The sequence below is a fragment of the Acidobacteriota bacterium genome, from assembly GCA_016196035.1.
Classification (GTDB): domain Bacteria; phylum Acidobacteriota; class Blastocatellia; order RBC074; family RBC074; genus JACPYM01.
In genome coordinates, this window is the sequence record JACPYM010000029.1 from 232,383 (window position 1) to 256,131 (window position 23,749).

At 57.2% G+C, this 23,749-nt stretch carries 16 protein-coding genes and 1 pseudogene; 3 read left to right on the forward strand and 14 right to left on the reverse strand.

Annotation, left to right across the window (positions count from 1 at the left end; genetic code table 11):
- Positions 1 to 339 precede the first annotated feature (339 nt).
- The 5 genes from HY011_10220 to hutU all read right to left on the reverse strand — a co-directional run bounded on the left by HY011_10220 (position 340) and on the right by hutU (position 8,291).
- Positions 340 to 1,146 carry a hypothetical protein gene (locus tag HY011_10220; GenBank protein MBI3423305.1) on the reverse strand — a complete coding sequence of 269 codons (807 nt, stop codon included), beginning with the start codon at positions 1,144 to 1,146 and terminating at the stop codon, positions 340 to 342.
- Between the two features lie 171 nt (positions 1,147 to 1,317).
- Complete coding sequence (locus tag HY011_10225) at positions 1,318 to 4,269, reverse strand: caspase family protein (GenBank protein ID MBI3423306.1); 2,952 nt, start codon at positions 4,267 to 4,269, stop codon at positions 1,318 to 1,320.
- 355 nt (positions 4,270 to 4,624) lie between these two features.
- Positions 4,625 to 5,173, reverse strand: coding sequence for a transposase (locus HY011_10230; protein ID MBI3423307.1), 549 nt, complete (start codon positions 5,171 to 5,173; stop codon positions 4,625 to 4,627).
- Between the two features lie 209 nt (positions 5,174 to 5,382).
- The gene (locus tag HY011_10235) at positions 5,383 to 6,288 is read right to left on the reverse strand and encodes a hypothetical protein (protein ID MBI3423308.1); all 906 of its coding nucleotides are present in this window, start codon (positions 6,286 to 6,288) and stop codon (positions 5,383 to 5,385) included.
- A 350-nt stretch (positions 6,289 to 6,638) separates the two neighbouring features.
- Entirely contained in the window at positions 6,639 to 8,291 is a 1,653-nt protein-coding gene (gene hutU, locus HY011_10240; GenBank protein ID MBI3423309.1) for a urocanate hydratase, read from the reverse strand.
- Between the two features lie 81 nt (positions 8,292 to 8,372).
- Between hutU and HY011_10245 the strand changes: the two genes are divergently transcribed.
- On the forward strand, positions 8,373 to 9,428 hold the full coding sequence (locus tag HY011_10245; protein ID MBI3423310.1) for a Gfo/Idh/MocA family oxidoreductase: 1,056 nt from the start codon (positions 8,373 to 8,375) through the stop codon (positions 9,426 to 9,428).
- A 23-nt stretch (positions 9,429 to 9,451) separates the two neighbouring features.
- On the opposite strand, the gene HY011_10250 is transcribed toward HY011_10245, so the two are convergent.
- From HY011_10250 to hutH, 5 genes and pseudogenes are all read right to left on the reverse strand, one after another.
- On the reverse strand, positions 9,452 to 9,859 hold the full coding sequence (locus HY011_10250; GenBank protein MBI3423311.1) for a glyoxalase/bleomycin resistance/extradiol dioxygenase family protein: 408 nt from the start codon (positions 9,857 to 9,859) through the stop codon (positions 9,452 to 9,454).
- A gap of 188 nt (positions 9,860 to 10,047) precedes the next feature.
- A complete protein-coding gene (locus HY011_10255; GenBank protein ID MBI3423312.1) occupies positions 10,048 to 10,536 on the reverse strand; it encodes an SRPBCC family protein in 489 nt (162 codons plus the stop codon).
- On the reverse strand, positions 10,533 to 10,865 hold the full coding sequence (locus tag HY011_10260; protein MBI3423313.1) for a winged helix-turn-helix transcriptional regulator: 333 nt from the start codon (positions 10,863 to 10,865) through the stop codon (positions 10,533 to 10,535). Before HY011_10260 ends, HY011_10255 begins: the two co-directional genes overlap by 4 nt.
- A 106-nt stretch (positions 10,866 to 10,971) precedes the next feature.
- A pseudogene (locus HY011_10265) lies at positions 10,972 to 11,058 on the reverse strand (DUF1080 domain-containing protein).
- Positions 11,059 to 11,283: 225 nt separating this feature from the next.
- Positions 11,284 to 12,774: a histidine ammonia-lyase gene (gene hutH, locus HY011_10270; protein MBI3423314.1), complete on the reverse strand. Its 1,491-nt coding sequence runs from the start codon at positions 12,772 to 12,774 to the stop codon at positions 11,284 to 11,286.
- A 342-nt stretch (positions 12,775 to 13,116) separates the two neighbouring features.
- Between hutH and HY011_10275 the strand changes: the two genes are divergently transcribed.
- A complete protein-coding gene (locus HY011_10275; protein MBI3423315.1) occupies positions 13,117 to 14,433 on the forward strand; it encodes a DUF2029 domain-containing protein in 1,317 nt (438 codons plus the stop codon).
- A gap of 280 nt (positions 14,434 to 14,713) precedes the next feature.
- Here the strand turns inward: HY011_10275 and HY011_10280 are convergent, their stop codons facing one another.
- From HY011_10280 to HY011_10295, 4 genes are all read right to left on the reverse strand, one after another.
- Positions 14,714 to 15,172 carry a hypothetical protein gene (locus tag HY011_10280; protein ID MBI3423316.1) on the reverse strand — a complete coding sequence of 153 codons (459 nt, stop codon included), beginning with the start codon at positions 15,170 to 15,172 and terminating at the stop codon, positions 14,714 to 14,716.
- Complete coding sequence (locus tag HY011_10285; protein ID MBI3423317.1) at positions 15,169 to 17,004, reverse strand: carbohydrate-binding protein; 1,836 nt, start codon at positions 17,002 to 17,004, stop codon at positions 15,169 to 15,171. Before HY011_10285 ends, HY011_10280 begins: the two co-directional genes overlap by 4 nt.
- Positions 17,005 to 20,650: 3,646 nt before the next feature.
- Positions 20,651 to 21,115: a hypothetical protein gene (locus HY011_10290; GenBank protein MBI3423318.1), complete on the reverse strand. Its 465-nt coding sequence runs from the start codon at positions 21,113 to 21,115 to the stop codon at positions 20,651 to 20,653.
- 77 nt (positions 21,116 to 21,192) lie between these two features.
- Positions 21,193 to 21,759, reverse strand: a complete 567-nt coding sequence (locus HY011_10295) for a hypothetical protein (protein MBI3423319.1) — start codon at positions 21,757 to 21,759, stop codon at positions 21,193 to 21,195.
- Between the two features lie 657 nt (positions 21,760 to 22,416).
- Here HY011_10295 and prfB point away from each other — a divergent pair.
- A protein-coding gene (prfB, locus tag HY011_10300; GenBank protein MBI3423320.1) for a peptide chain release factor 2 occupies positions 22,417 to 23,533 on the forward strand; the annotation gives its coding sequence in 2 pieces (ribosomal slippage) (positions 22,417 to 22,491 and positions 22,493 to 23,533; 1,116 coding nt in all).
- The last annotated feature ends 216 nt before the right edge of the window (positions 23,534 to 23,749 follow it).

Genomic DNA, 23,749 nt, shown 5'->3' on the forward strand with positions numbered 1-23,749 from the left:
TACATCCAGATGGGAACTTGCCGACAGCGCGGCCACACTGTGCACGCGCGCCGCGTCCCGCAAGCTGCTACAGTAAGACATCTATTGAGACCGTGCGTCTTGTATGCTTGTAAGTTGGCATGTACCGGCTTAGAGCGGTTTGCAATTGCGTTTACGGGAGCGCGTTGTGCTGGGACGGTACCGCGCGCGTGAGCAAGCGGGGCCTGTGCGATTCGACCAATGGCGTAAGCTTGACGCGCCGCTTGCTCACGCGCGCGGTACCGTCCCGCTGCGCGGCTTTTCCCATACACTGATGTGAAAACCGATCTAATTGGCTGAGGCGCGCTGCCACAGTTGCGGTTACGGTTGACGCGCGCCTTTGATGAAGACCGCCAGTCGCGCCGCAGACGCCAGCGCGGCTTGTCCGCAGGCTTCGGCTTCAACGCAGTGGCTGAGCTTGACCGTGGCCTGCGCTTGTTCCAGATAAACATTGCGCGGTGGGTCGTCGCGCGTGAACAGTCGGAAGCGCCCGCCATCGTAGCTGCGTTCCCAGCCGCGCAAATAGGCCAGCATCCCCGCGTCGGCTTGAGCGTCGTAGCGCAGTACAGCGCGTTTGCCATCGGCCAGTGCCAGCGTCTCAACCACTGTGTTGCCGCCTTCCGCGCGCAACATCACCAGTTGCTGGCCCGCCTCATCCACGGCGGCCAGCTTGAGAATGCCGGGAATGAGGAAGCGTAATTGCAGTTTGCCGTTTTCGACCGGCACTGCGACAACGGTTTCCTCTTGCAGCGCCCACACCGTCTTGCCATCCGGCGACAGCAGCGGCGCGTGGTACGCCTCCGCGAAGGTCAGGCGGCGCGCCAAGCCCTGTTGCAAGTCGGTGACGAGCCAGATGTCGCCGCGCAGGCGGTCTTCTTCTTCCTCAGCGCCTTTCAAGGCATCGGGCAGCACCGTCAAACCAAAAAAGCGCAACAACCGCAGCGTGAAGCTTTCGGGTGCGCGCGGCGCAGGCGTGGGAGTAGGCGTTGGCGTGGCTTTCACCTGGGCAGATTTGGCAGGCGGATTGCCGTTTGGTTTTTTTGTCGCTGGTGTTTGCGCCCAAGGTGTGGCGGGTGCGGCAAGCAACAACGCGATCACCCAGAAACACCAGAAACATAAGATACGCATCACCAATTCCTTTCACTTCGATACAGAAAAAACTACAGCGCAGAGACGGTACCGCGCGCGTCAGCAAGCGGTGCGTCAAATCAGGCGGATTGGTCTAACGTCAAGCCGCCGCTTGCTGACGCGCGCGGTACCGTCTCTGTGGCCGTCTCCATAACCCAACTGTAAACTGAGCTAACGTCTGGTCACGACATAAAGCGGGAACGTTTTGAAGCCCGGCGGCAATTCAAACGTCGCGTGTTGCCGGTTGTTGGTCAACGCCAGGACGCGCTGGGTGAGCCAGCTTCCCAGTTTGTCCACGTAAACCAACCCGCCGCCTGTGCTCACCTCCGGGTTTCCGTTCAAGCCTTCGAGCAAGGCCCAAGTGAAAGCGCCGTGGCCTTTGTCGCGCAGTTCCTCGGCCTTTTCGTCATTGGAGGAAGCCGCGAAAAAGACGACGCCTTTGTAGGTGCTTTTCAATTCCTTGAGCGCTTGGGTCAGCCCGCCGCCGCCTTTCTGTTTGCCGGTTCCCGAAGCGGCGGCGGCGCGGCAGGAATCAATAAAGAGAAACGGCTTGGTGCCATTGACCGCCGTCAACCCGTCGAGCAGCGTGCTCCATTTCACGTCGAACAGTTCTGGCTCTTCGTTGGCATCGTGTTCGTGCGCGTAAAAGAAATAGTTCTGTTTGCCGTCCAATCCGCCGTGCCCCGACAAATACAACATCACCACATCGCCTTGTTTGGTGTTTTCGCGCAACCAGCGCAGGCCGCGAATGATTTCGGTGCGTGTGGCCTGCTCGTTGGCGAGCACTTTGGTGTGGACTTGATTGAATAACTGACCTTGTTGCGCCTGAAAGCGCGCGGCGATTTCGGCGGCATCCTTGTCGGCGAAATCCAGCTTGAAGGCGGGCTGTTTGTAGCTGGCGATGCCGACCGCCAGCAGGACGAGGTTGGGTTTGTCCTCATCACTGCCTTTGCCGGTATACGTGACCTTGCGCAATTCGGGCAACGATTCAGCCTTGCCATTCGAGGCAATCACGGCCAGCGTATTCGCGCCCGTTTGCAAGCGCACCTGCATTTCGACCTGACTGCCGTTGAGCGCGGCCACCTGCGCGCCGTTAAGCAGCAGCTTCATTTCAGCGGGCGGCAACGCGACGGGCGAGGCGCGTTTGGCGACGGCCTTGATCGTCAGCATTTCGCTCGCGGTGACGCTCTCTTCACGTTCGGGCGCGGTGATGACGACCACCGGCGGCAGCAACGTCAGCACATCTGGCGTGCTGTTGTTGTTGTTGGCGGCAAAGCTGGCCCCGCGCTTTTCATTCGCCGTCTTGAGCGCGAGTTCCAGATTGCCGCGCGTGCGCAGGTATTCGTTGACGACATCGGGGCGATAGAACTGCTCTTTGAATTGTGAGGCGGGGAAATAGTCTGCGGCTTGGTCTATGCCGTGATTGACGTGCCAGCCGATGTAGCGGTCGCCGTTGAGGCTGGCGGTGTAATAACCCTGTGGCGTCCAGGCGACCCATTCGTTGTCTTGCGCGACAAAGATTGAGAGCAGCGGTTTGACCTCCTTTTCTTTAGACTCCAAATCCCATAGTCGAATCGTCTGGTCAGCAGAGCCTGATACCAGTGTGCGATTGTCGGGCGAGACCGCCACTGCCCGAACATCACCAGTGTGACCAACGAATTCGCGCAGCTTTTTGCCCGTTTGCATTTCGTAAAGTGTAAGAAAGCCACTAGCGGCCCCGCTCACGACCTGTTGCCCGTCACGGGTGAAACTAAAACAGTGATGAACAAAACCAGAGGACGAATTTCGAGAGATTGTGCGTTCGACCTTGCCATTGCGTAGAATTTGCAAATTTGGGTCTGAGTCGTTGATTGTCTTAAGTGAGTAAGAACCAGTGCTGACATTCGCGCGTGTAAAGGCCGTTTCATCCTGAGGAGTGCTGTCGAGGTTCACTTTATAGCCTGTGTTAGTCTGGAACACGATGCTGCGCTGTAAGGGCCTACGTTGATTAGCATCTTTATCATCATCATCATCATTCTCGTTACCGAAAGCAATGGACTGGCTATCGTGAGCAAAACCGACTGCAAAAACCCTTTGCCCTTTTCCTGCAAGCATATGGGCGATTTGGCCGTTCTCAGGATTCCAAAGGTAGATTGGGAAGTTAGCCCCCCCAGCAGTCGCCACCAGTTTACCACTAGGTGAAAAAGTGGTAGCGCGGACGATATTGTCGTGTTTGCCAAATCCCGTCACAATCGCGCCAGAAGGAAAAGCCAGTACATAACAGTTATAGCTGGGACCTTCACCGAACCCGGAAAGCAGGCGGCTACCATCAGGACTAACTGAGATGCTGAGTACTTGTGCCCCTTGCTGAGATAGCTCCTTAATGAATTCACCCGTATGTGCATCCCAAAGCAGAACTCTTTTATCACCACCAGAGAATAAGAAACGCCCATCCGGTGAAAAGGCGACGCTGCTAACGTGGTCACTGTGTTTGTTCTCCAGGTCTTTGATCAGCGTGCCGTGTGCCGCGTCCCAAAGCTTTAACGTATAGTCATAGCTACCAGTCGCGATCTGTTTGCCATCAGGTGAAAATGCAACAGCGTAGATTTCTTTGGTATGTCCGCGTAACGGTGGGTATGCCTCTTTTATTGGGTTCGCAACGAGGTCCCATATACGCGCGGTGTGGTCGCCGCTACCAGAAACTAAATAACGTCCATCTGGCGAGAAGGCGAGCGCAAGGATAATGTTGTCATGCCCTTTAAGTAACGTACCAACGACTGCGCCTGTACGGAAGTTATGTAGCCGAATAGCGGAGGCATTCGCCCGGTCCCCTACAAGCAATCCGCCAACCGCCAAATATCGCTCATCCGGTGATAGTGCCATCGCATAAATTTTCCCTTCGATACCATCGCCGATTTCCCCTTGAATGGTGCGGGCCAGCCGCCCGGTTTCGACATCCCAGACACGAATTACTTTGTCTTCTCCGGCAGAGATCAGATATTTGCCGTCGCGCGTGAAAATCACTTTCCAGATAGTGGATGTGTGGCCGCCAGTATTGAGCACCAGACGCGGGTCGTCGGCACGAGCGCAGACGGCGGCGGCGAGCAGCAAGAGCCAGAAGGAATGAAGGGGGATGTGTTTCATCGGGTTTTACCTCACACAAAAATTGCGAAGCCTTTGGAGTGCGGCGGCTCGACGCCGCTTTGTTATACCACTCGCGCAGCCCAGCCGCTGGCGGTCACCAACTGCTTCCGCTTCTCTCGTTCGCTGGTGCAGAGCGGGAAGCCTCGTTCGCTGGTGCAGAGCGGGAAGCCTCGTTGTTCGGCCAAACGGCGCCATCACGAAGCGGCGTAACAAAGCGGCGTCGAGCCGCCGCACTCCAAAAGAGCCGCCGCACTCCAAAAGAGCCGCCGCACTTCAAAAGAGCCGCCGCACTCCAAAAGAGCCGCCGCACTTCAAAAGAGCCGCCGCACTTCAAAAGAGGAGGTGCGCACCAAAGTTAAAAGTCATCTAGCACTTTTACGGCATCTGTTTTGAAACTGTAAATCGTCCGCACCATGGCTGGTGTCGCCGTGCGCTCGAACCAGGCAGCGGAACCCCAACGGTATTGATTGGCGATGGGAACCAAGCCGTGTTTGACCGGGTTCTGATGCACATAATTCAAGCGCGCCAGATACGATTTCTCGAACGTCAGTTTCGTATCCCAATAGTTGAACCAGACGACACGGCCCGGTTTGTTGACCAGCTTGTTTAATTCGCGCGCCGTTTCAGAGTGCAAATGGTCTACCAGGTTTTTCAAGTTCTGCGCGCCGGCTGCGCTGCGGGCGACAAAGTGATAATGGTTGCTGAAGACCGCCCAAGCCTCCAATTGCCAGCCTTTTTCTTTGGCTAGGGTCAGCAGTGAGCTTTCCAGCAAATCCAACGCTGCCGGCGTTTTGAATAAATGCTGTTTGTAAATCGTCGTCCCTGTAAGCATAAACACTCCGTCTGACCCCAACCGGTGCAACGGCGCATGCGGCCAATCTTTGCTGGGTTGTAGCTCTTCCATTTGGATGTCCCCTTTGGAGTGCGGCGGCCCGACGCTGCTTTGTTAGGCCACTTGATTTTTACGAACCACGATTGTTGGCGGAACCTCCCGCGTGCCAGCCATGCGCATTTGCGGTGAGGTCAGACAGCCGGAAGCAAGGCTGGTTTTCCCATTCGCTCAATCGCTAAGTGGAGTGACAAGGCGTCGTCGAGCCGCCGCACTCCAAAGAGTTACGGCACCACGCACGGCCCGGCAGGCAGGAGGTGCGCTAGTGCGTCGTAGCGAATGATCTGGGTTTTCTTTACGTCTTTTTGTGGACGGGTGACCAGCTTGCGCTGGATGACTGGCGTGTCGCCGCACGGGTCAGCACCGCGCACCAGCCATGTCACACCCTCTTTGCCTTCCCAAACCAGCCAGGCTTCCTGCCCGTCTTTCAACGTTTCGACGCCGCCCAGATCGGCGACTTTGGGCAGCGATTTGTCTACGATAAGCACGCCGTAATTGACCGGCAGCAACAGAAACTGGATGGCAACCAAGAGGCCGAGCAACAAACATCCCGCCCGCGACCACGCGGTTTGCGCGGCCAGACGGCGCGCCGCCAAGCACAGGCTGCCCGTCAACAGCAGGCCCGCCGTGAGCACGGTGAAATAGAACGCCGCCTTGTTGGCATCGAACAGCACCTCGCGCAAGCCCTGCGCCGCGGGCACGCAATCGGCCAGCAACAGATTGTGCAACGCGAAACAGTGGCGCATGAGGACTTGAATCAATAGCACGGCAATCACGACGCCCAGCCACGCCAGCCGCCCCGGTTGCGCCCACCACGCGGCTACGCGCCCGCCCTGCGTGCGTAACCACGCCACGCGCCCCAGCAGCCATCCCAGCAAGAGAAACGGCAGACTCACGAGCACGACGTTGGGCAGCAGCGAGGCGAAGAAGATTAGAAAGCGCGCGCCGGTGAACACATACCGTTCATCAAGCACACTCAAATCCGTCCCTACGCCGAGCGTGGTCAGATGAAAGCGCAAGGCCAGATAACCGGCGGCATAGAGCGCAAAACTGCCGAGCGTGGCGTAACCAGCCCAACCGCTCGACAACTCTTTCAGCTTGGCGGTCAACTCGTCGTAGGTATTCGTCATAGCAACTCTTGAGGCATTGCTGGGGCCAGGGAACAGACTACCGAGAGCGAGCCAAAGATTAGTGCGCGTCCGGTAAAATCGCAATGCTTGGGACTGAAGCGGGTGCGTCAAAGTTTTGCACAGGCGGAAACGAACGTTTCAGCGCGCGTAGCGCAACCTGCCGAGGTTGCGCGGTGTCGCAGCTACGGCCGCGTAGCGCAACCTGCCGAGGGTGCGCGGTGTCCAAGCTACGGCCAAGGCTTCACTTGCGACACCGCGCAACCTCGGCAGGTTGCGCTACGCGCACCGCAGCCGCCCGGCTTGCCTTTGTGCAAAACTTTGACGCACACCCGACTGAAGCTGGTTTAAGGCTAGCGCATCGGAATCTTCAGCCCATGCTCCTGCGCTTCTTCAATCGCCTTCTCATAGCCCGCGTCTACGTGCCGAATGATGCCCATGCCCGGATCGGTCGTCAGCACACGCCGCAAGCGCTTTGCCGCATCGTCTGTGCCATCCGCCACGACGACCATCCCTGCGTGCAGCGAGTAGCCGATGCCCACGCCACCGCCGTTGTGCACCGAGACCCACGAAGCGCCCGCCGCCGTGTTCACCAGCGCATTCAAAATCGGCCAGTCGGCGACGGCGTCCGAACTGTCCAACATTCCTTCCGTCTCGCGGTAGGGCGAAGCCACCGAGCCGGAATCCAAATGATCGCGGCCAATCACGATGGGGGCTTCGAGTTCGCCCTTGCGCACGAGGTCGTTCAAGGCTTCGCCAAACGTCGCGCGGTCGCCGTAACCGAGCCAGCAAACGCGCGCGGGCAAACCTTGAAAATGGATGCGTTCGCGCGCCAGCTTCATCCAGCGTTCCAAGATTGGATCGTCGGGGAAGATTTCCAGCGCCAGATCGTCGGTGCGGCGAATGTCGGCGGGGTTGCCTGAGAGCGCGACCCAGCGGAACGGCCCGCGCCCTTCACAAAAGAGCGGGCGGATGTATTCGGGCACGAAGCCGGGAATCTCAAACGCATCCGTTACGCCCTGTTTCACCGCCTGCGCGCGGATGTTGTTGCCGTAATCGAAAGTCACTGCGCCCAGCCGTTTCAATTCGAGCATCGCCTGAACGTGCGCGGCCATCGCGGCCATTGAATGCTTGACATATTCGCTTGGATTGTCGCGCCGCAACATCAACGCTTCATCCAGTGTCATCCCATTCGGCACATAGCCATTCAACGCATCGTGCGCGCTGGTCTGATCGGTCAGCACGTCGGGCACGATGTTGCGCCTGACCATCTCTGGCAGCACGTCGGCGCAATTGCCGACGAGGCCGACTGAAAGGGCGCGGCCTTGTTGCCGGGCTTCATTCAATAGCCGCAACGCATCGTCGAGGTTGTAACTGAGCGCGTCGCAATAGCCGGTGGCGATGCGTTTCTCGATGCGCGTGGGGTCAACGTCAATGCCCAGGAAGCACGCGCCGTTCATCGTTGCGGCCAGCGGTTGCGCGCCACCCATCCCGCCGATGCCGCCTGAGACGACGAGCTTGCCGTTCAGCGAACCGCCGAAATGTTTGACGCCGACTGCGGCGAAGGTTTCAAACGTGCCTTGCACGATGCCTTGCGAGCCGATGTAAATCCACGAACCGGCGGTCATCTGGCCGTACATCATCAGGCCGAGTTTATCCAGACGATGAAACTCGTCCCAGTTCGACCACTGACCGACCAGATTGGAATTGGCGATCAGCACGCGCGGCGCGTCTTCGTGCGTGCGGAAGATGCCGACCGGCTTGCCCGATTGCACCAGCAGCGTCTCGTCGTTTTCCAGCGCTTGCAGCGAACGGACGAGGGCGTTAAACGCGGGCCAGTTGCGCGCGGCCTTGCCGGTACCGCCATAAACGACCAGGTCATCGGGGCGCTCGGCGACTTCGGGGTCGAGGTTGTTCATCAGCATTCTGAGCGCAGCTTCCTGCACCCAGCCTTTGCAACTCAGTTGTGTGCCGCGCGCGGCGCGAATCGGATTTCGTTGATTCATCGTGATGCCTTTCTTCGTGGTGTTGACAGCTTCGTGCTAAATTCTCGTTGGCTCATCACCAACAATCAATGGAGAAAAACTATGACGAAAAAATGGCGCGTCGCCATTCTAGGGCTGGGGCATTGGTATTCGGCTTACAACTTGGTGCGGGCGTTGCGCGAATACGACAAAGCAGAACTGGTCGCGGTCGCGTGGCACAACGCTACGCAATTGGCGGAATTCAGCACGACGTTTGGCGTGCGCGGTTACGCCGATTACGAAACGTTGCTTGCGCGCGAAGAGCTTGACCTGGTGCATCTCGCCGCGCCCGTCGCCGAGTTGCCTGCGTTGACCATCATGGCAGCGCGCGCAGGCAAGCACCTTGTGCTGGGCAAGCCGATGGCCATGACGCTGGCGCAGGCCGATGAAATGGTCGCTGCCGTTGCGCAAGCGGGCGTCAAGTGCGTTGCCTTTCAAGGCCTCAAGCGGCTGCAATCAGCCAAACTGAAAGCGCGCATTGAAGCTGGCGAAATCGGCGACATCCTTGTGATGCACCAAACCGCGCGCTGGTCTATCGCCGAAGACTGGTACCGCTCCGGTCAGCCCGGCTGGTTCGTTGACCCGGCGCAAGTGCCGGGCGGCGCGTTTATTGACGAAGGCATTTATTGGATGGACTTCCTGCGCTGGCTGGCCGGCAGCGAAATCGTGCAAGTTGAAGCGAAGATGGCGAACCTCGTTCATCGCGCGTTGGCGGTCGAAGACTGGGGCATGGCGACGTTCACCTTTGCGAATGGCATCGTGGCTACGCTCGAAGCCGCGTGGACGATCAACGCACCACACGCGACTGGGCCTTCGCCCAAACGGAACGCAGTGTTGCGCACCGAAATCATCGGCACACGCGGCGAAATTATCGAAGACAGCTTGCGCTCGCCGAGCCGGGCCGTGCTTGCTGCAGGCGCGGCCAATTGGGTTTACGAACGCGAGTCGGCTGAAATCTTAAGCGCGCCCGCGCCTTTTCCGCTGGATCATTTGATCGAATGCGTCGAACGCGATTTGCCGTCACCGGCTTCGATTGAAGAAGCGCGGGCGTCCTTGCGCGTGGCGTTGGCTGCGTATGAGGCGGCGCGTGAGGGGCGATCTGTGCGGCTTTCGGACTGAACCCGAAGTAGAGGAGTACAAGTTCATTTCTTTTCCGCATGGAACATCCAGCGTATGCCGAATTTGTCATTCAGCGCTCCGTAAAGCCCGTAAGGTTGATCGCTGAGAGGGTCAGTTACGTCAGCGCCCTCTGAGAGCTTGCGAAAGAGGATAGTGGTATCGCTTGGTGTTCCTCCGCTAAGGTAAAGACAGAGGGTGTTCCCCTTTACCGGAGTTTGAGCAGGACGAAGCCAATCAGATGCCGAAATATCAACCAGCGGACTCTTGAGCCTGGCATTGAGCACTCTGGCGTGCAGGGAAGCAGGAAAAACAGCCTTCATCGGTGATTCACCAACTGTCGTAAGCGTCAACTCACCGCCAAAGACGGAGCGATAGAAATCCATGGCCTGCTTGCAATTGCCATCGAACAGTATGTAAGACGATAGCTGCATGGTTGAACCTTTCTCTTCTTTCAAAGTTGTATTCTGCTGCGACGTGGCGCTGCGGGGGGAATTGAGCGAGGCGCGCGGCGAAGCGCCGAAATCCATCAAAACGCCGATGACCAACAAAGTGATACGAAGATGCATTTAGACCTCCTGAAGTAAATACCGCAAGTGATAAAGACCGCGCGCTTGCTCCCTTACCCTTTGGCTAAGAGATCGTCTAACTGACTGTGCGCGACGGTGAGCGCTGGTTGCATGCCCGCCTTGACCATGCCATCTCGCGCCGCCACTGAGCGGCAAATAGTTTGAATCGTGACTTTGGTTCGATCACCCGGCAATCCTTCAAACGAAGCGAATTCCAAAACGACGTGACCGCGTTCGGGCAGGCCTTCAAATTCCGAAGTCTTGACGATGCGTTCCGGGGCGGTGACTTCGTGATAGACGCCGTTGAAACCAAATTGCATACCGTTGGCGTGCGTATGCGTGTGGTGATATGAACCGCCCGTCCGGCAATCCAGCACGTCAATCACCATGTTCAGCTCTTTGGGTAAGAGCCATTGCGCGAGCAACGCCGGATCAGTGAAAGCGTTGAACACCATTTCCCGTGGCGCCTCGAACTCGCGGATGATGAAGAACTCTTGCTTACCTGGTTCCGCTTTGATTTCTGTCGTATTTTTCCTGGTCATTTCGCTTTCTTCTGCTTGGCTGCTTTCATGTCGCTCAATAACGTGTCCAGCTTGTCGAATCGGTTCTCCCATATTTTACGGAAGCCCGCTAACCAGTCCTGCACTTCATCCAGCGCTGCGGGCTGAACAAAACAATATCGTTCTCGCCCCTGTTGCCGCATCTCGACCAAGCCGCACTCGGTGAGAATTCTGATGTGCTTGGAGATGGCTTGTCGGCTCGTATGAAAGCTGTCCGCCACGCCATTCAGCGTCAACGCCTGCTGAGCAATCAAACTAATGATTTCCCGCCGGGTCGGGTCTGCAATCGCCTGGAACACATCTCTTCTCATAAAAACATTATCTCTTGCGCAACTGAACGGTTGCACTATAAATGCAACCGTTCAGTTGCGCAAGAGATAATTTTGAAATTGTGTTGTTCTTGCCAACACCCCATTCGCCGTCGAGAACTTTCCAGTGGCCGTTGTCGCCTTCGGGAAGCTTCCAGCCGGTTAGATCGCGGCCATTGAAGAGCAAGACGAAGCCGGGCGGCGCTTGCCGAGCGTGCAACGTGGGCAACAGGCTCAGACTCGTCAGACAGAACAACAAGATTGGCTTGTGCCTGATGAAGCTCCCGGGAAATCTGGGTACGCAGCGCTTTCAGCGTGCAGGCCTGTCATGAGGCGTATTGAGACTGAAAGGAAATTCCTTTGGTTTGAATTGGTCTTACGCCACGTCTGCACGCTGGAAGCGCTGCGTACCCAGGGTTTGTTATTTCAACTCTTTGACCAAATGCGTGAGTGATTCGATATAGCCTGACAACTGCATGTCAACCGTCAGTGCGGGCACGTGCTCACGCACGCGCGCATAAACTTCTTGCAGTTGTGGCCCTGGCTTGAGTGGTTGCAAAAATTCCAGCCCCTGTGCCGCGCACAATAGCTCTATTGCCAGAATAATCTCAACGTGGCGGACGATCTGCGCAAACTTTAGCGCCGCCGTCATGCCCATCGAAACATGGTCTTCCTTATTCGCCGAGGTCGGCAGCGTGAAGACCGACGCCGGATGCGCCAGTACATTGTTTTCGGCGATCAATGAAGCCGCCGTGACTTGCGCGATCATCAGGCCGGAGTTGGTGCCGGGGTGCGGCGAGAGAAACGCGGGCAAGCCGGAAAGCTGCGGATTGACCAGCCGTTCGACGCGCCGTTCAGAAATCGTCGCCAGGTCGGCGATGGCGATGGCCGCGTAATCGTAAGCTAGCGCAACTGGTTCGCCGTGAAAGTTGCCGCCGCTGAGGACTTCGCCCGTTTCAACAAAGACCAGCGGGTTGTCGGTGGCGCTGTTGATTTCGATCTCGACGATGCCGCGCACGTGGGCGAGCGCGTCACGCACCGCGCCGTGCACTTGCGGCATGCAACGCAAGGCATAAGCATCTTGCACGCGCGGGTCTACGGCCTTGTCACGATGGGATTCGCGGATTTCGCTGTCGGCGAGCAATTCGCGCAAGCGCGTGGCGCTGGCGGCCTGGCCGCTATGCGGGCGCACGGCGTGAATCCGTTCGTCAAAGGCCACTGGTGTCCCGCGCAAAGCTTCGAGCGTCAGCGCGCCGATCACATCGGCGGCTTCGGCCAAACGCAAGGCGTCGTAAAGCGCCAAGCCGCCCACCGCCGTCATTGCCTGTGTGCCATTGAGCAGCGCCAGGCCTTCTTTCGCCTCCAGCACGAGCGGCGCGATGCCCGCGCGTTGCAAGGCTACGCCGCCGGGCCGCCGTTCGCCCTGATAAAAGGCTTCGCCCTCGCCAATCGTGACCAGCGCCAGATGCGCGAGCGGCGCCAGATCGCCCGAAGCGCCGACCGAACCGCGCGAGGGAATCACCGGATGCACGCCCGCGTTCAGCATTGCCAGCAGCGTTTCGATCACGATGGGACGGCAACCCGAATAACCTTTGGCGAGCACGTTGGCGCGGTGCAAGAGCATGGCGCGCACGGCGCGTTCGTCGAGCGGTTCGCCCACGCCGCAGGCATGCGAGCGCACGAGGTTGAGCTGCAATTGCTGCAATTCAGCGGCGGGGATGGTGACTTCGGAAAGCGCGCCGAAGCCGGTGTTAATACCGTAAGCGACTTCGCCGCGCGCGATGATGGCTTCGACAAACTGGCGCGCCTGTTCAACGCGGTGGCGGGCGCGGGCGGCGAGCGTAGCCGCTGCGCCGTCGGCGACCGCTGCGGTTTGGGCCAGGGTGAGCGAGTTGCCGTCGAGTTCAAGCATTTGATTGATGACCTTTCTGAGTTTCCGAATGGGCTATTCATAGTTCATTGGCTGGCGCGTCGCAATGCGCGGAAGGTGACGTGTCTGCGCGTATGATCATTAGGTCAAACCGGATGAATAGCGGCCAGTACATTTGGCCGCAGATGAACGCAGAAAGACGCTGATCTAATCTGATGATTAACCGTATTCATCTGCGTTTGTCTGCGTTTATCCGCGGCTGGTCAACCTGCCGGCAAAGATTCTGATTGAGCCGCAGCGCCCTTGTGTAGTATGCATGGCGCGCATTCCCGCCTGCTTGAACAATCCGGTTTGGACAATTTGCTTGCCTGTATGGAGGATCTGATGGTGAACGCGGTGTTAGTGAAGAATGAGGGACGGATCAACAGTCTGTTGAATGCCGAACGTGTGCGCGGCTGGTCCGGTGTCGTGTTGGTGGTGTATCTGGCGCTGCTGCTGGTTTCGTTTGCGACGGCGGTGCGGAATGAGGGGCAGACGATTTTTGGCACGACGTTGGGCGCTGATTTTCCAGCGTTTTATGTGGCAGGCAAGATCGTCAACCAACAAGGCGCGGCGCAGCTTTACAACCGCGACCTACAGGGCGTGCTCTATCACAAACTGTTTCCCCACGAAGAGCCTGAGGCGTTGTTGCCTTATCTGAACGCCCCTTTCTTTGCGTTGCCGTTTCCATTGCTGGCGCGTTTGCCTTATGCCTGGGCGTATCTGTGCTGGTCACTCATTACGCTGGGATTGTATCTGGCGGGCTTCACCCTGTTGTGGCGCGAGTTGGAAGGCTTGCCAGTCACGGCGTATCGCACCGCGCTGATCCTGGCTTTGTCATTTATGCCCTTCCTGGTCGAATGCGTGGCGGGCGGGCAGACCTCGGCATTTGGTTTTTTTGCCGTGGCGCTGGCTATCGTGCTGGAACGGCGCGGGCATTGGTTTTGGAGCGGTGTGGCGTTGGCGCTGTTGCTTTACAAGCCCACGTTGCTGGTGTTGCTTGGCCCCATGATCTTGTTGACGAGGCGCTGGCGCACGCTGGCCGGCATGGCAGCGGGCGTCGCGGGATTGCTGGCGCTTTCGGCGCTGACCTTGAGTCTGGACGTGACGCTCGGCTGGTTCAGAACGCTGCTGGGCTTTGCGCAACTTTCGACCAGCGGCACGTCGGGCGAGGCTTCGGGGTTGCGGATTTGGAAATATGTTGACGTGAACGCCTTCGCGCGCGCCTTCTGGGGTGGCAATGCACTGCTGCGCTGGTTGACGGTGGGTGTGGCGGTCGCAGCGTTCTTGCCCATGTTGGTGCGGGCTTGGTGGCCGCGTGGCGACCGCAGCAGCGAAAACAGGGAAGCCGATTGGGCGTTGGCGATTGCCTGGACGCCAGTGCTGAATTTGTATCTGGGCGTCTATGACGTGACCTTGATCGTGGTCAGCGCGGTGTTGCTGGCGGCTTGGCAATGGCGGCAAGGCGGTTTGCGCGTGGAAGCGAAAGTTTTGTTCCTGCTGCTTTACGTGACGCCGTGGTTGGCGCAGCCGGTGGCGAAAGCGACGGGGTTGCAATTGTTGACCGTCGTGCTGGCCGCGTTTGGGCTGTATGTATTGCGTTGGCGGCAGGCGGAGCAGGAAGGCAGGGCAACCGTGCAATTGGAGTTTGAGCCGGTTTGATCTTTTGTGAATGCTGGCGCTGTGCTGTGCACGGTCTTCAAGCGATTCTCAGCATCGTAGCTGAAACGCGCTGGGCCGCTGCTGGGCGTGAATGTATCGCGCGTCTGATTGCCCGCCGCGTCATATTCAAGCGCGCCGCTCTGTCCGCCCGGTATGCCCAGTCGGTTGTTCGTTGTGGAGGCCGCATAGACCAGATTGTTGATGGCGCTGGTCGGCGTCGTTGTGCCGCCCGCTGAAGTCAGTGCCCAATCGAACCAGTTGAAGTTGCCGCCGTTGTGCCCTATCGCTTATATGCGATGACTACCATACGAGTCTCCTCAGCTTGTAGAGGGTGAAAGTTGATGTAGTAAACCTGTTTGATTTGCTTTCCTGCCTGCGCAGATCTGATGTTGTTTGAGTCAAATGGTTTCTTGTCAACTCCGATGACCCACTCCCCTCCAAACTTTGAGAGATAAACTGATTCAAAGAGAAGGTCATATTTGCCGAAAGTGAAACGCACGCTCACTTTCTCATTGTTCTGAATTTGAGCAGGCACGATGAAGCTATCATCGGAAACATCCAACTCGGTCTTTTCGCCGACAGCGTAAATGACAATTTTCGGCTGCCTTGGCCCTCTTACTAGCTTACCGTCAATCTCAAACCTGAACTTTACAATCCTGGCTTGTGCGTTGGTTTGAATTGGTAAAACTGCAATCAAGCAAACGAGAAAGGCTTGAAACAAACTCATTTTGAACATCATTTTTTCCCCAATTTCAAAAATTGATTTAGCGGAAAAGTCCCTCTTTGACCGGAGTTGTTGTAAAAGTAGACCGTCTTATCTCTGGCCCCAACGACAATGTTATTTGTAGTTGCATTGCCAATGTCTACTGAAGATGGGGGCTGATTAAAGTTGTAAGTTGTTGTTGTGCCACCAATGACACCCGGTCCCGGCCCAATAACAACTTCGCCTTTGGGATGGATATGAAATGTTCCTTGAAGGTTAACGATTCGCCCAGCATCTGCCGAATTTGCGGGATCACCAGTTTTGATAGTAGCGGTAGAATCTTTTTGAGGATTGGACACCGAGCCAGCTTTTGCGGGCACAACTGCCTGATTGCCACTTGCATCAAGTCCCCATTGGCCACCTTCTTCATGAAATCCGCCCTGTGTGTCGTCAGTGGTTTTACTGTTGCCTCGCTGAACCGCAGTGCCGATTGCGTCTCTAACGGCAGCATCTGGGGCTTCAATGTAATCTGAAGAGCTTACCGAACTGACTGGAGTATTGCCTTTGGTTTTCTCAATCTGCTTTGCTGTTTTATCGTTGGTGACAATGTAGGCCTTTCCATCATCAATACCGTCTGTTCCGATCTTTTTACCATTTTGGTTGTAGAAGTCACCAGCAAGCATTCCGGTAGGGTCAGAAAAACGAAGCGGGTTGTTGTAAGAGTAAGAATATCTGTTCCAACTTTGTGGCCTGATGGCAGATGCAGAAGCCATTAGCGGATCAACGCCCGTGAACCGTCCTTGTACGCTGGCGCAATACCGCGCTTGTGCAAAATCTAAACCCGTTTCCGTGTCTCGCTCATACGCCCCAAACCGTTGCCGGATCGCACTCACCGCATACCCGCTCCCCGCATTCCCCCGCACCCCCACATTCGCCCCCAACTCTTCTCCACACGGCAAGTAATCGTGCCGCGTCACCGCATTCCACGCCCCACTGGCCGCAAGCTCCAGCCGCGTCGAACCCAACTGATCCGGCATCAACCACGTCACGGTGCTGCCTGCCGCCGTCACCAGCAATTGCCCGTTGCGATAGCCGTACTCCTTCTGCGGACTGCTTGCCGCGCCGCTCGCCGCATACTCCGCCAGCAACTCGCCGCCGATGCCATACGCTTGCCACGTTTCGACGCTATTCGCCAGCCGTTTTACGCGCTTGCCATCGCCGTCGTAAGTGTACGTGGCATAGGTAAAGTTCTGCGTGTCGTTCATTACCGTCTTCAAGCGATTCTCGGCGTCATAGCTGAAACGCGCGACGCCGCTTTGCGTGAAAGTGTCGCGCGTCTGATTGCCCGCCGCGTCATATTCGAGCGCGCCGCTCTGCCCGGCAGGCACACCAAGCCGGTTGTTGGTCGCCGACACCGCATAAACCAGATTGTTGATCGCACTGGTTGGCGTCGTCGTGCCGCCCGCTGTGGTCAGCGCCCAATCAAACCAGTTGAAATTGCCGCCGCCGATGTCAAACACCACTTTCATCACGTGCTGGCCTTTGCTCAACGTGATATTGGGTGTGCTGATGGTGGTGAAGACCGTCCAGCCGCCCGTGTTGGGCACGGCCACGGTGCCGGTCTTGTTGACGCCGTCTATCTCGACGTGGAAGGTCGCGCCGTTTTGCGCCGAAGCCAGCCGCGTTGACAGCGTATAGGTGCCGGTCGTCGTGACGTTGAGCGTGTATTTCAGCCATTCACCGTTGTTCGTCCAACCGACGTTGTGCCGCCATCGTTCGTCTCGATGTCCACGCCTTCGCTGGGACGGTATTGGCCACCGTTGTTGCTGGTGTCGGCATCGCTGTAACCAACGCCCTGCCCACCCCAATCGAAATCTTCTGCTTCGACGCGGCCCGGCGCTTGGCGGACGGCGTAATTGTAGGGCGTCGAATTGCTCGCGCCGCCAAAGGTTTGGCTGGCATCCAGCGTGCGGTTGCCAAAACGGTCGTACAGATAGGCCTGTAGCATAGGAACAGCGGGCGTTTGCGTGGCGCTGCCATAACTTTGCTCGACGATTTGCGTGATGCGATTTAGCGCGTCGTAGCTGTAGTAGTCAATCGCCGCTGCCCACGCCGTGGCGGGTGTGGCGCTCAAGGGAACGAACGTATCCATGCGCCAGACGTTGCCGTTGTTGTTCGTGCCGCCGTCGCCGATGGTGTAGTTGGTGTTGTAATACAACTGCGTCGAGCCGCGATCTTGCGAACCCATCGTCCAACTGCCGCTGCTGTTGCCGTCGTTGATGGTGTTGCTGTCGCTGCCGACCCGCATATCAAAAAGCTGCAAGCGGTTGTTGTAATGCCGCCGGTGATAAAGCGGTGTGGTGGTACCGAACCGCTCTTTGGTCAACTGGCCCGCCGCGGTGTAGCTGATGCCGGTGGCGTAATTGCGCGACACGCCATCGCCCAGCGTGCCCATCGCGCTGCTGGCGCGTCCGGCGGTGTCGTAAGCGTAATTGACCGTCCGCCCGGATGGATAGGTCTCGCTCAACATCGCGCTGGCGCGGTTATAGGTGGCCGTGACCGGATAGTTGACCGTGCCCGTCTGTTGCGTCTTGCGCACGGCGCGGCCCAATTCGTCATAGCCGAAATAATCGCCCTGACTGCCGCCGCTATAACTCATGGCGACCAGGCGTCCGGTCGCAAAGCCACGATTGAATCCGGCGGGCGCGCCGGTCGGGAATACTTGCGCGTCGTAAAGGTAGCTGACCGCTGGCGTGCCGTCGCTGTAAGTCTTGCTTGCGGGACGATTGAGCGCGTCATAAACGAGCGTCGTCGTAATGCTGCGCGCATCGGTCTTGGTCAACAGATTGCCGTTGTTGTCATAAGTGTAACCGGTCGTCCCGCTTTCGGGGTTGGTGGCAGAGGTCAGCCGCTTAATCGGGTCATAAACAAAAGTGCGCGTTTGCGTCGTGCCGCTCGTTCCGACTTGTTGCGTGACGGTGGTTAGGTTATCCAGCGCGTCGTAAGCGTAACTGGTCAAATAACCGGCATTGAAGGTTTGATTGGGGAACGTGACGCCGACCGTGGCGCTGTCGGCGGCGGTGATTTCCCAGACTTTCTTCAGCCTGCCCAACCCGTCGGTTTCGCTCATCCGTTGTTTCTGGGCCTGGTCGGTGGCGACTACTTGATTGCCGTTGTAAGCCGTACCCACCGTGGCGTTGTCAGGCGTGGCGACGGCCAGCACACGGCTCAGGGCATCATACGTCGTCGTTGTCCACACACCCGCAGGATTGACCGCGCCCACCAGATCGGCGGCGGCGTATGGGTTGGAGACGCGATAGGTGCGTCCAAGCGCGTCAAATTGCGTGTCGGTCACTTCCCATTGGCTGCCATTCCAACGCCCGCCGCGCCAGGTGCGCCCCAGCCCGTCATAACGCGCGCACGCTTTCAGTCCATTGCCGCTATTGCTCTCGCCAAACGTATCTTTGTCGCTGATCGTCGTGACCGATAGCGGCGGCTTACCGTTCACCGTGCCGGTGGTGTCGTTATAAGAAAACAGCGTTTGGGTGGCGACCGTCGTGCCGACCGCGCGAATGCCTTGCGTCGGGCGGTCGAGGAAATCGTTATAGTAGGCGCTCGCTTTGATCCCGTTGCGGTCTTCGCCATCAACGGGCTGGCCCAGGAAATAATCGAATTGGGTGTAGCCCGTATACAACAGCGGATCGGTGACTTTGGTGGCAAAGGCAAAGGTGGTCAGCCCGCCCAACTGCGTCGGCGCGGTGTTGGTCTGGGCGTTGCCGTCTGGCGCGCCAAAGCGGTCGGCGAAATCGAACTGGATCGCATTATTGCGCCCGTCAATCGCTTTGACCACGTTGCCCGCGCTGTCGAATTGCGCATAGTTGCTGACTTTGAGATTGCCGCCGTTGTTGAGCCAGTGATCTACTTGGGTGACATTGCCGCGCGTTTTGAAGGTCGCCGGGCAGGCGGCATACCCGCCGCACAAATCATAGGGGCTGCTCGTGCCGAGCGGACCGCTCAGATTCGTCCGGTTAATGAGATCTGCGTGATTGGTCGAGGTGTCGTACTTATCGTATTCATACTCGGTTTGCGCAGCCCAGGTCTCTGCGCCGTTGCTGGTATTGACGGCTGTGACCACTTGGCGCTTCGGCAGGTTCTTCAGATGAATGGTCAGGTCAAGATCGTAATCTTTGACGATGCCGCCGACCGTGTAACTGGTCACGAAATCAGTGTGCGTGTGACGGGTGGCGTAAGCAGGCGGCGCGCCTGATCCATAATCGTATTCGTAAACATCCGTCTGATTGAAATTCCGGTCATAGCTGAAAGCCTGTTGCGCCACTTGATTGGCGTCATTGAGCCGCTTCAGCGTCGTAGTGATCTTGGGATTGTTGGCGCGCGCGAAATCGCTGGTTTCGGCTTGGGTCAACGGCCAGGTTGTAGTGTATGACGGCTGTTGCCAGGTGTTTTCGGTGCTGTGGGTGACCGGGCTAGTGGAACCGCCCCACATTTCCGTCTTCCACTCCTTGCCGGGTTTCCAGGCGGAATAATCCGTCGGAAGTTGGCCTGGGGGAACCAGACCCGAACCGTAGTAATAATGCCGCTCCTGGCTTAACCACGTGCCTGAATAGTTCAAATTCGCCACGTCTACATAACCGACGTTGCCGCCGCCCAATGAGTCCGGACGGCTGATCGTGGTCAGATACTCATAAACAGTGCTGGTCTTATCCGCATACACGCGTCGCGCCGTCACGCGGCGATAAACCTGCTTGTCTATGAACTGTCCGCCGCCGCCATAACTGCCGCTGACTGCGGCATTCACGACGCCTGCCATGTAATCATATTCAATCGCCCCGCCAGTGGGCAGTTCGACGCGCGCCAGTTCGCCATAGTCGTTGTATTTGAGCCAATACCTGCGGCCATCGGGCAGTTCGACCGACCCGATGACGCGCAGATCGAAAAGCGTGCTGCTGCTGCCATTCATTTCCGGGAACAACTGTTGGTACGTCTTGATGGTGAAACCCGCGCGCAACACCTGACTCAGTTGATTGAACCAGATTTTGATTGGGCGTTGTGCGTCGCCATAGCCGATCCAGGTAATCTCATCGTGATCGTTGTAAGGCGTCGCCGGATCGTCGCCATACGCGATATTGATTGCGCGGCCCAGCGCATCCGTGACCTTGCCTAAGCCGCCGTAGCCATACTCGAACTTCAACTTGTTGCCGTTGCGGTCACGCAGCCACGACACATAGCCATCATCTATACGGTAGCGGCTGCCATCCGGCATCAGCAGAAAACCACTCGGAAAAATCTGTGTCACCGGTGAGCCGTCCGAATCCACAATCTCGGTGTCTGAGAAAAACGTCACGCCTGTCCCGTCGCTGCTGACAAAGGTTCGGCCGCGATTCGGCGTCAATCCCACCGAGCAGTAGCTGTAATAGGTCACACCCTGCATGCCGTTGAGTTGCGTATCGCGCAGTTCATACTCGGTGCCGTCGCCCGCTTTGAAGGTCAAACGTGTTAGCGTATCCGTCTGTGAAGATTCCGTCTGGTTGCAATACTGCGAAGCCGCCCCGTGCGCCGTCCAATCAGCAAGCCCGGCCCATAAGCCACGTCCCTACTCTCCCAATCATTTGGCTCCGGTGTATTGACGTAGGGAGGCGAGGGCGTTCTGATGAAGCGCCATTTGCGCTTGATTTTCAGCGGCACGGTAAAGCTGGTGCCGCCGCGCCCGCCCGCGCGCACCAGCGGCAAGCTGAAATTCAAATTGCCGTTGAAGTAATTGATATTGTCAAAGCCGGTCAGTTGATACGAACCGGCTGGCGCGCCGGTCTTCAAGCCTTCAGGTGTAAAGCCGTCGGTGGCGGTGTTGCCGGATTGGGCGTTGGCTGTGGCGCTGAGCAGTACACCCAACAAGGTGGCGCAAATCGTAAAGCGCAAGCTGTAACGCAGAGATTGACGGATGCTGTAACCAAGCGTGTTCATGAGTTCCTCTATTCTTTGCTTTCCAGGACGGCTGTCGGGCCAATGCTTGAAATAATTTGGCGGCGTTTTCGCTGACCTTAACGAGGCGTCAGCGTTATGGCGCAACTCAATTCGGGATGCCCGGTTGCGGTTAAGACATAATCGCCGGGCGGCAGATTGAACTTCTCGAACCAGTTGACCTGCCCTTTCCGTAAGCCCACGTCCTTGACCTTGTTGCCCTGTACGCGGTTCAACGTCGGCACTAAATCTTGCCAGCGGCTGCGATTGTTAATCACAAAGAGCACCTCGCCTGCGGGGCGTTTAAGCGCGGCAGGCTCAAAGCCGAAGTTGCGCAGGGTGATCAGTTCAGCCTCTATGTTGTTAGATGGCTGTGTTTGAATTGGCGCGAGACCTGCGTTCGAATCGTGCCTGGCGATTGCCTGCTTTTTTTCAGGAATCGCGCTGGAACGCGCTCGCACACCAAAGCCGAAGGCCGAAGCGCAAAGACAAAAGACGGTAAACAGCATGACCGGATGCTTGGCGGTTAGCTGCTGAAAGTGAGATGTTACTGTCGTAAACATAAAACCCCTCTGGAGAATAAACCTGCGGCTGGCAATTGAGTAGCTCAATTGCTTAAATATGTTTCGTTGCTGCTGTTGATACATTGGCCAGGCACACGTATTACATCAAATTTGCAGTACGGATGAAGCGCGGCTTAGCTGCTGTGACAATTGAGCCTGACGAAATCGTAAATAACTTGAGAGAGTGTTTGAGCGATATTCACTACGATTATCACTTGTTTTAGTGAACAGTGTTGTAAAAGGTCAGTTACCGAGAGGCTGAATCGTTTGCTAGGGCATTACGATGTGGCTTGTGTTAGTTACTTGTGATTCAGCGCGCGCAGTGTATTTTTTTGGCGGCTATGTCAAGCGATTTAATTCTGCAAACCAAGACGGGGCAGTAAAATGTTTTTGCCTGTGATGGTAACTTGCGTGTGGCCTTTTGTTAGTCTGTCTGACACGAGTTGGCGCAATTTTCATATTTGCGTGATTGCCGCGCTGCTGTACTTGGTCACAGCCGCTTTACGCAGTCTGGGTAAGAGGGGCTATGGGTGGCAAGAAACGCAGGTGAGCCATTTGGCTATAACGCCCGCTGACTTAAGTGTATGACGATCCGTTCGGTATTGGGCGTGACGATGAAATATGGCGGTTGCTGATGGGTTGGCCGGGAATTGCTGGGGTGCCGAGCCGCTGGCTACTTTCCGCGCCGTTTGTGGTAAGCTACAGCACTCTAAACACAGACAGAAAAAGGGGTATCACAAGATGATTGACGCTCTCGCTTTGCAAGACCTGCGAGCGCAGCACGATGAGTTACGTTCCCGCGTCGCCGAACTGCGGAGGTTTCTTTGACGTAGAGGCGAAGCAGGCCGAGTTATTGAAGCTCGAAGAGTTGATTTCCGCACCGTCGTTTTGGAACGATCAGGCGCAGGCGCAGCAGACGTTGCAACAACGCTCGCGCTTGGAAAAGGCGCTCAAGACGGCGGATGAGCAGCAGCGTTTGGTAGACGACGTCGAGGTGCTGTTTGAATTCGCGGCGGAAGACGATGCTTCGGCGGCAGAGTTGCGCGATTCGTTGCAACGGCTGGCGGCGGCGGTCGAAGCCAGTGAGACGCAGATGCTGTTGGGCGGCGAGAATGATGCGCGCAATGCCATCGTTGCGATCAATGCAGGCGCGGGCGGCACCGATGCGCAGGATTGGGCTGAGATGCTGTTGCGCATGTATTTGCGCTGGGCCGAACGCAAGGGCTTTGTGCGCGAGGTGCTCGACGTTCAAAAGGGCGAAGAGGCCGGGATCAAATCGGCTACGTTCCGCGTTGAAGGTGATTATGCGTATGGCCTAATGGCGGGCGAAGTCGGGGTGCATAGGCTGGTGCGCCAGTCGCCGTTCAATTCGGGTCAGAGCCGCGAGACGAGTTTCGCTTCGGTTTTTGTCACGCCGGAAATTGACGACAACGTCGAGATTGAAGTGCTGGATAAAGACCTGCGCGTGGATACGTATCGTTCGACGGGCGCGGGTGGTCAGCACATCAACACGACCGATTCGGCGGTGCGCATCACGCACATCCCGACAAATATCGTGGTGACGTGCCAGAACCAGCGTTCGCAACATCAGAACCGCGATGTGGCAATGAAGGTTTTGAAATCGCGCCTCTACGAAATTGAAGTGCAGAAGCGGCGCGCCGATACCGACAAGCTGGCCGAAGCCAAACGCGATATTTCGTTTGGCTCGCAGATTCGTAACTACGTGCTGCATCCCTATCGGTTGGTCAAGGATGTGCGCACGAAATTTGAGTCGAGTAATGTGGACGCCGTGCTGGACGGCGACCTGGACGATTTCATCAAAGATTACTTGCTGTCGAAACGCACGATGGCGGCTTAGGCTGGTACGTATCTTGAAACCTTTGACAGGATGGACAGGATTGTCGGCAGGATGAACAGGATTTGACCAAGAGCAACGATTGGTTTGCCACTCCCAATCCTGTAAATCCTGAAGAAATCTTGTTCATCCTGTCTGAACGTTTTGCGGTTTGATTTCGCTGTTGCCCCTCTTACAAGAATTACGAGAGTTTGGAGAGTTGCTTGGTGTGGCTTGAGA

Excerpts from the sequence above, each read along its gene's own strand:
- HY011_10220 (MBI3423305.1), bottom strand. The coding sequence starts at position 1,146 with ATGCGTATCTTATGTTTCTGGTGTTTCTGGGTGATCGCGTTGTTGCTT.
- HY011_10225 (MBI3423306.1), bottom strand. The coding sequence starts at position 4,269 with ATGAAACACATCCCCCTTCATTCCTTCTGGCTCTTGCTGCTCGCCGCC.
- HY011_10230 (MBI3423307.1), bottom strand. The coding sequence starts at position 5,173 with ATGGAAGAGCTACAACCCAGCAAAGATTGGCCGCATGCGCCGTTGCAC.
- HY011_10235 (MBI3423308.1), bottom strand. The coding sequence starts at position 6,288 with ATGACGAATACCTACGACGAGTTGACCGCCAAGCTGAAAGAGTTGTCG.
- hutU (MBI3423309.1), bottom strand. The coding sequence starts at position 8,291 with ATGAATCAACGAAATCCGATTCGCGCCGCGCGCGGCACACAACTGAGT.
- HY011_10245 (MBI3423310.1), top strand. The coding sequence starts at position 8,373 with ATGACGAAAAAATGGCGCGTCGCCATTCTAGGGCTGGGGCATTGGTAT.
- HY011_10250 (MBI3423311.1), bottom strand. The coding sequence starts at position 9,859 with ATGCAGCTATCGTCTTACATACTGTTCGATGGCAATTGCAAGCAGGCC.
- HY011_10255 (MBI3423312.1), bottom strand. The coding sequence starts at position 10,536 with ATGACCAGGAAAAATACGACAGAAATCAAAGCGGAACCAGGTAAGCAA.
- HY011_10260 (MBI3423313.1), bottom strand. The coding sequence starts at position 10,865 with ATGAGAAGAGATGTGTTCCAGGCGATTGCAGACCCGACCCGGCGGGAA.
- hutH (MBI3423314.1), bottom strand. The coding sequence starts at position 12,774 with ATGCTTGAACTCGACGGCAACTCGCTCACCCTGGCCCAAACCGCAGCG.
- HY011_10275 (MBI3423315.1), top strand. The coding sequence starts at position 13,117 with ATGGTGAACGCGGTGTTAGTGAAGAATGAGGGACGGATCAACAGTCTG.
- HY011_10280 (MBI3423316.1), bottom strand. The coding sequence starts at position 15,172 with ATGATGTTCAAAATGAGTTTGTTTCAAGCCTTTCTCGTTTGCTTGATT.
- HY011_10290 (MBI3423318.1), bottom strand. The coding sequence starts at position 21,115 with ATGAACACGCTTGGTTACAGCATCCGTCAATCTCTGCGTTACAGCTTG.
- HY011_10295 (MBI3423319.1), bottom strand. The coding sequence starts at position 21,759 with ATGTATCAACAGCAGCAACGAAACATATTTAAGCAATTGAGCTACTCA.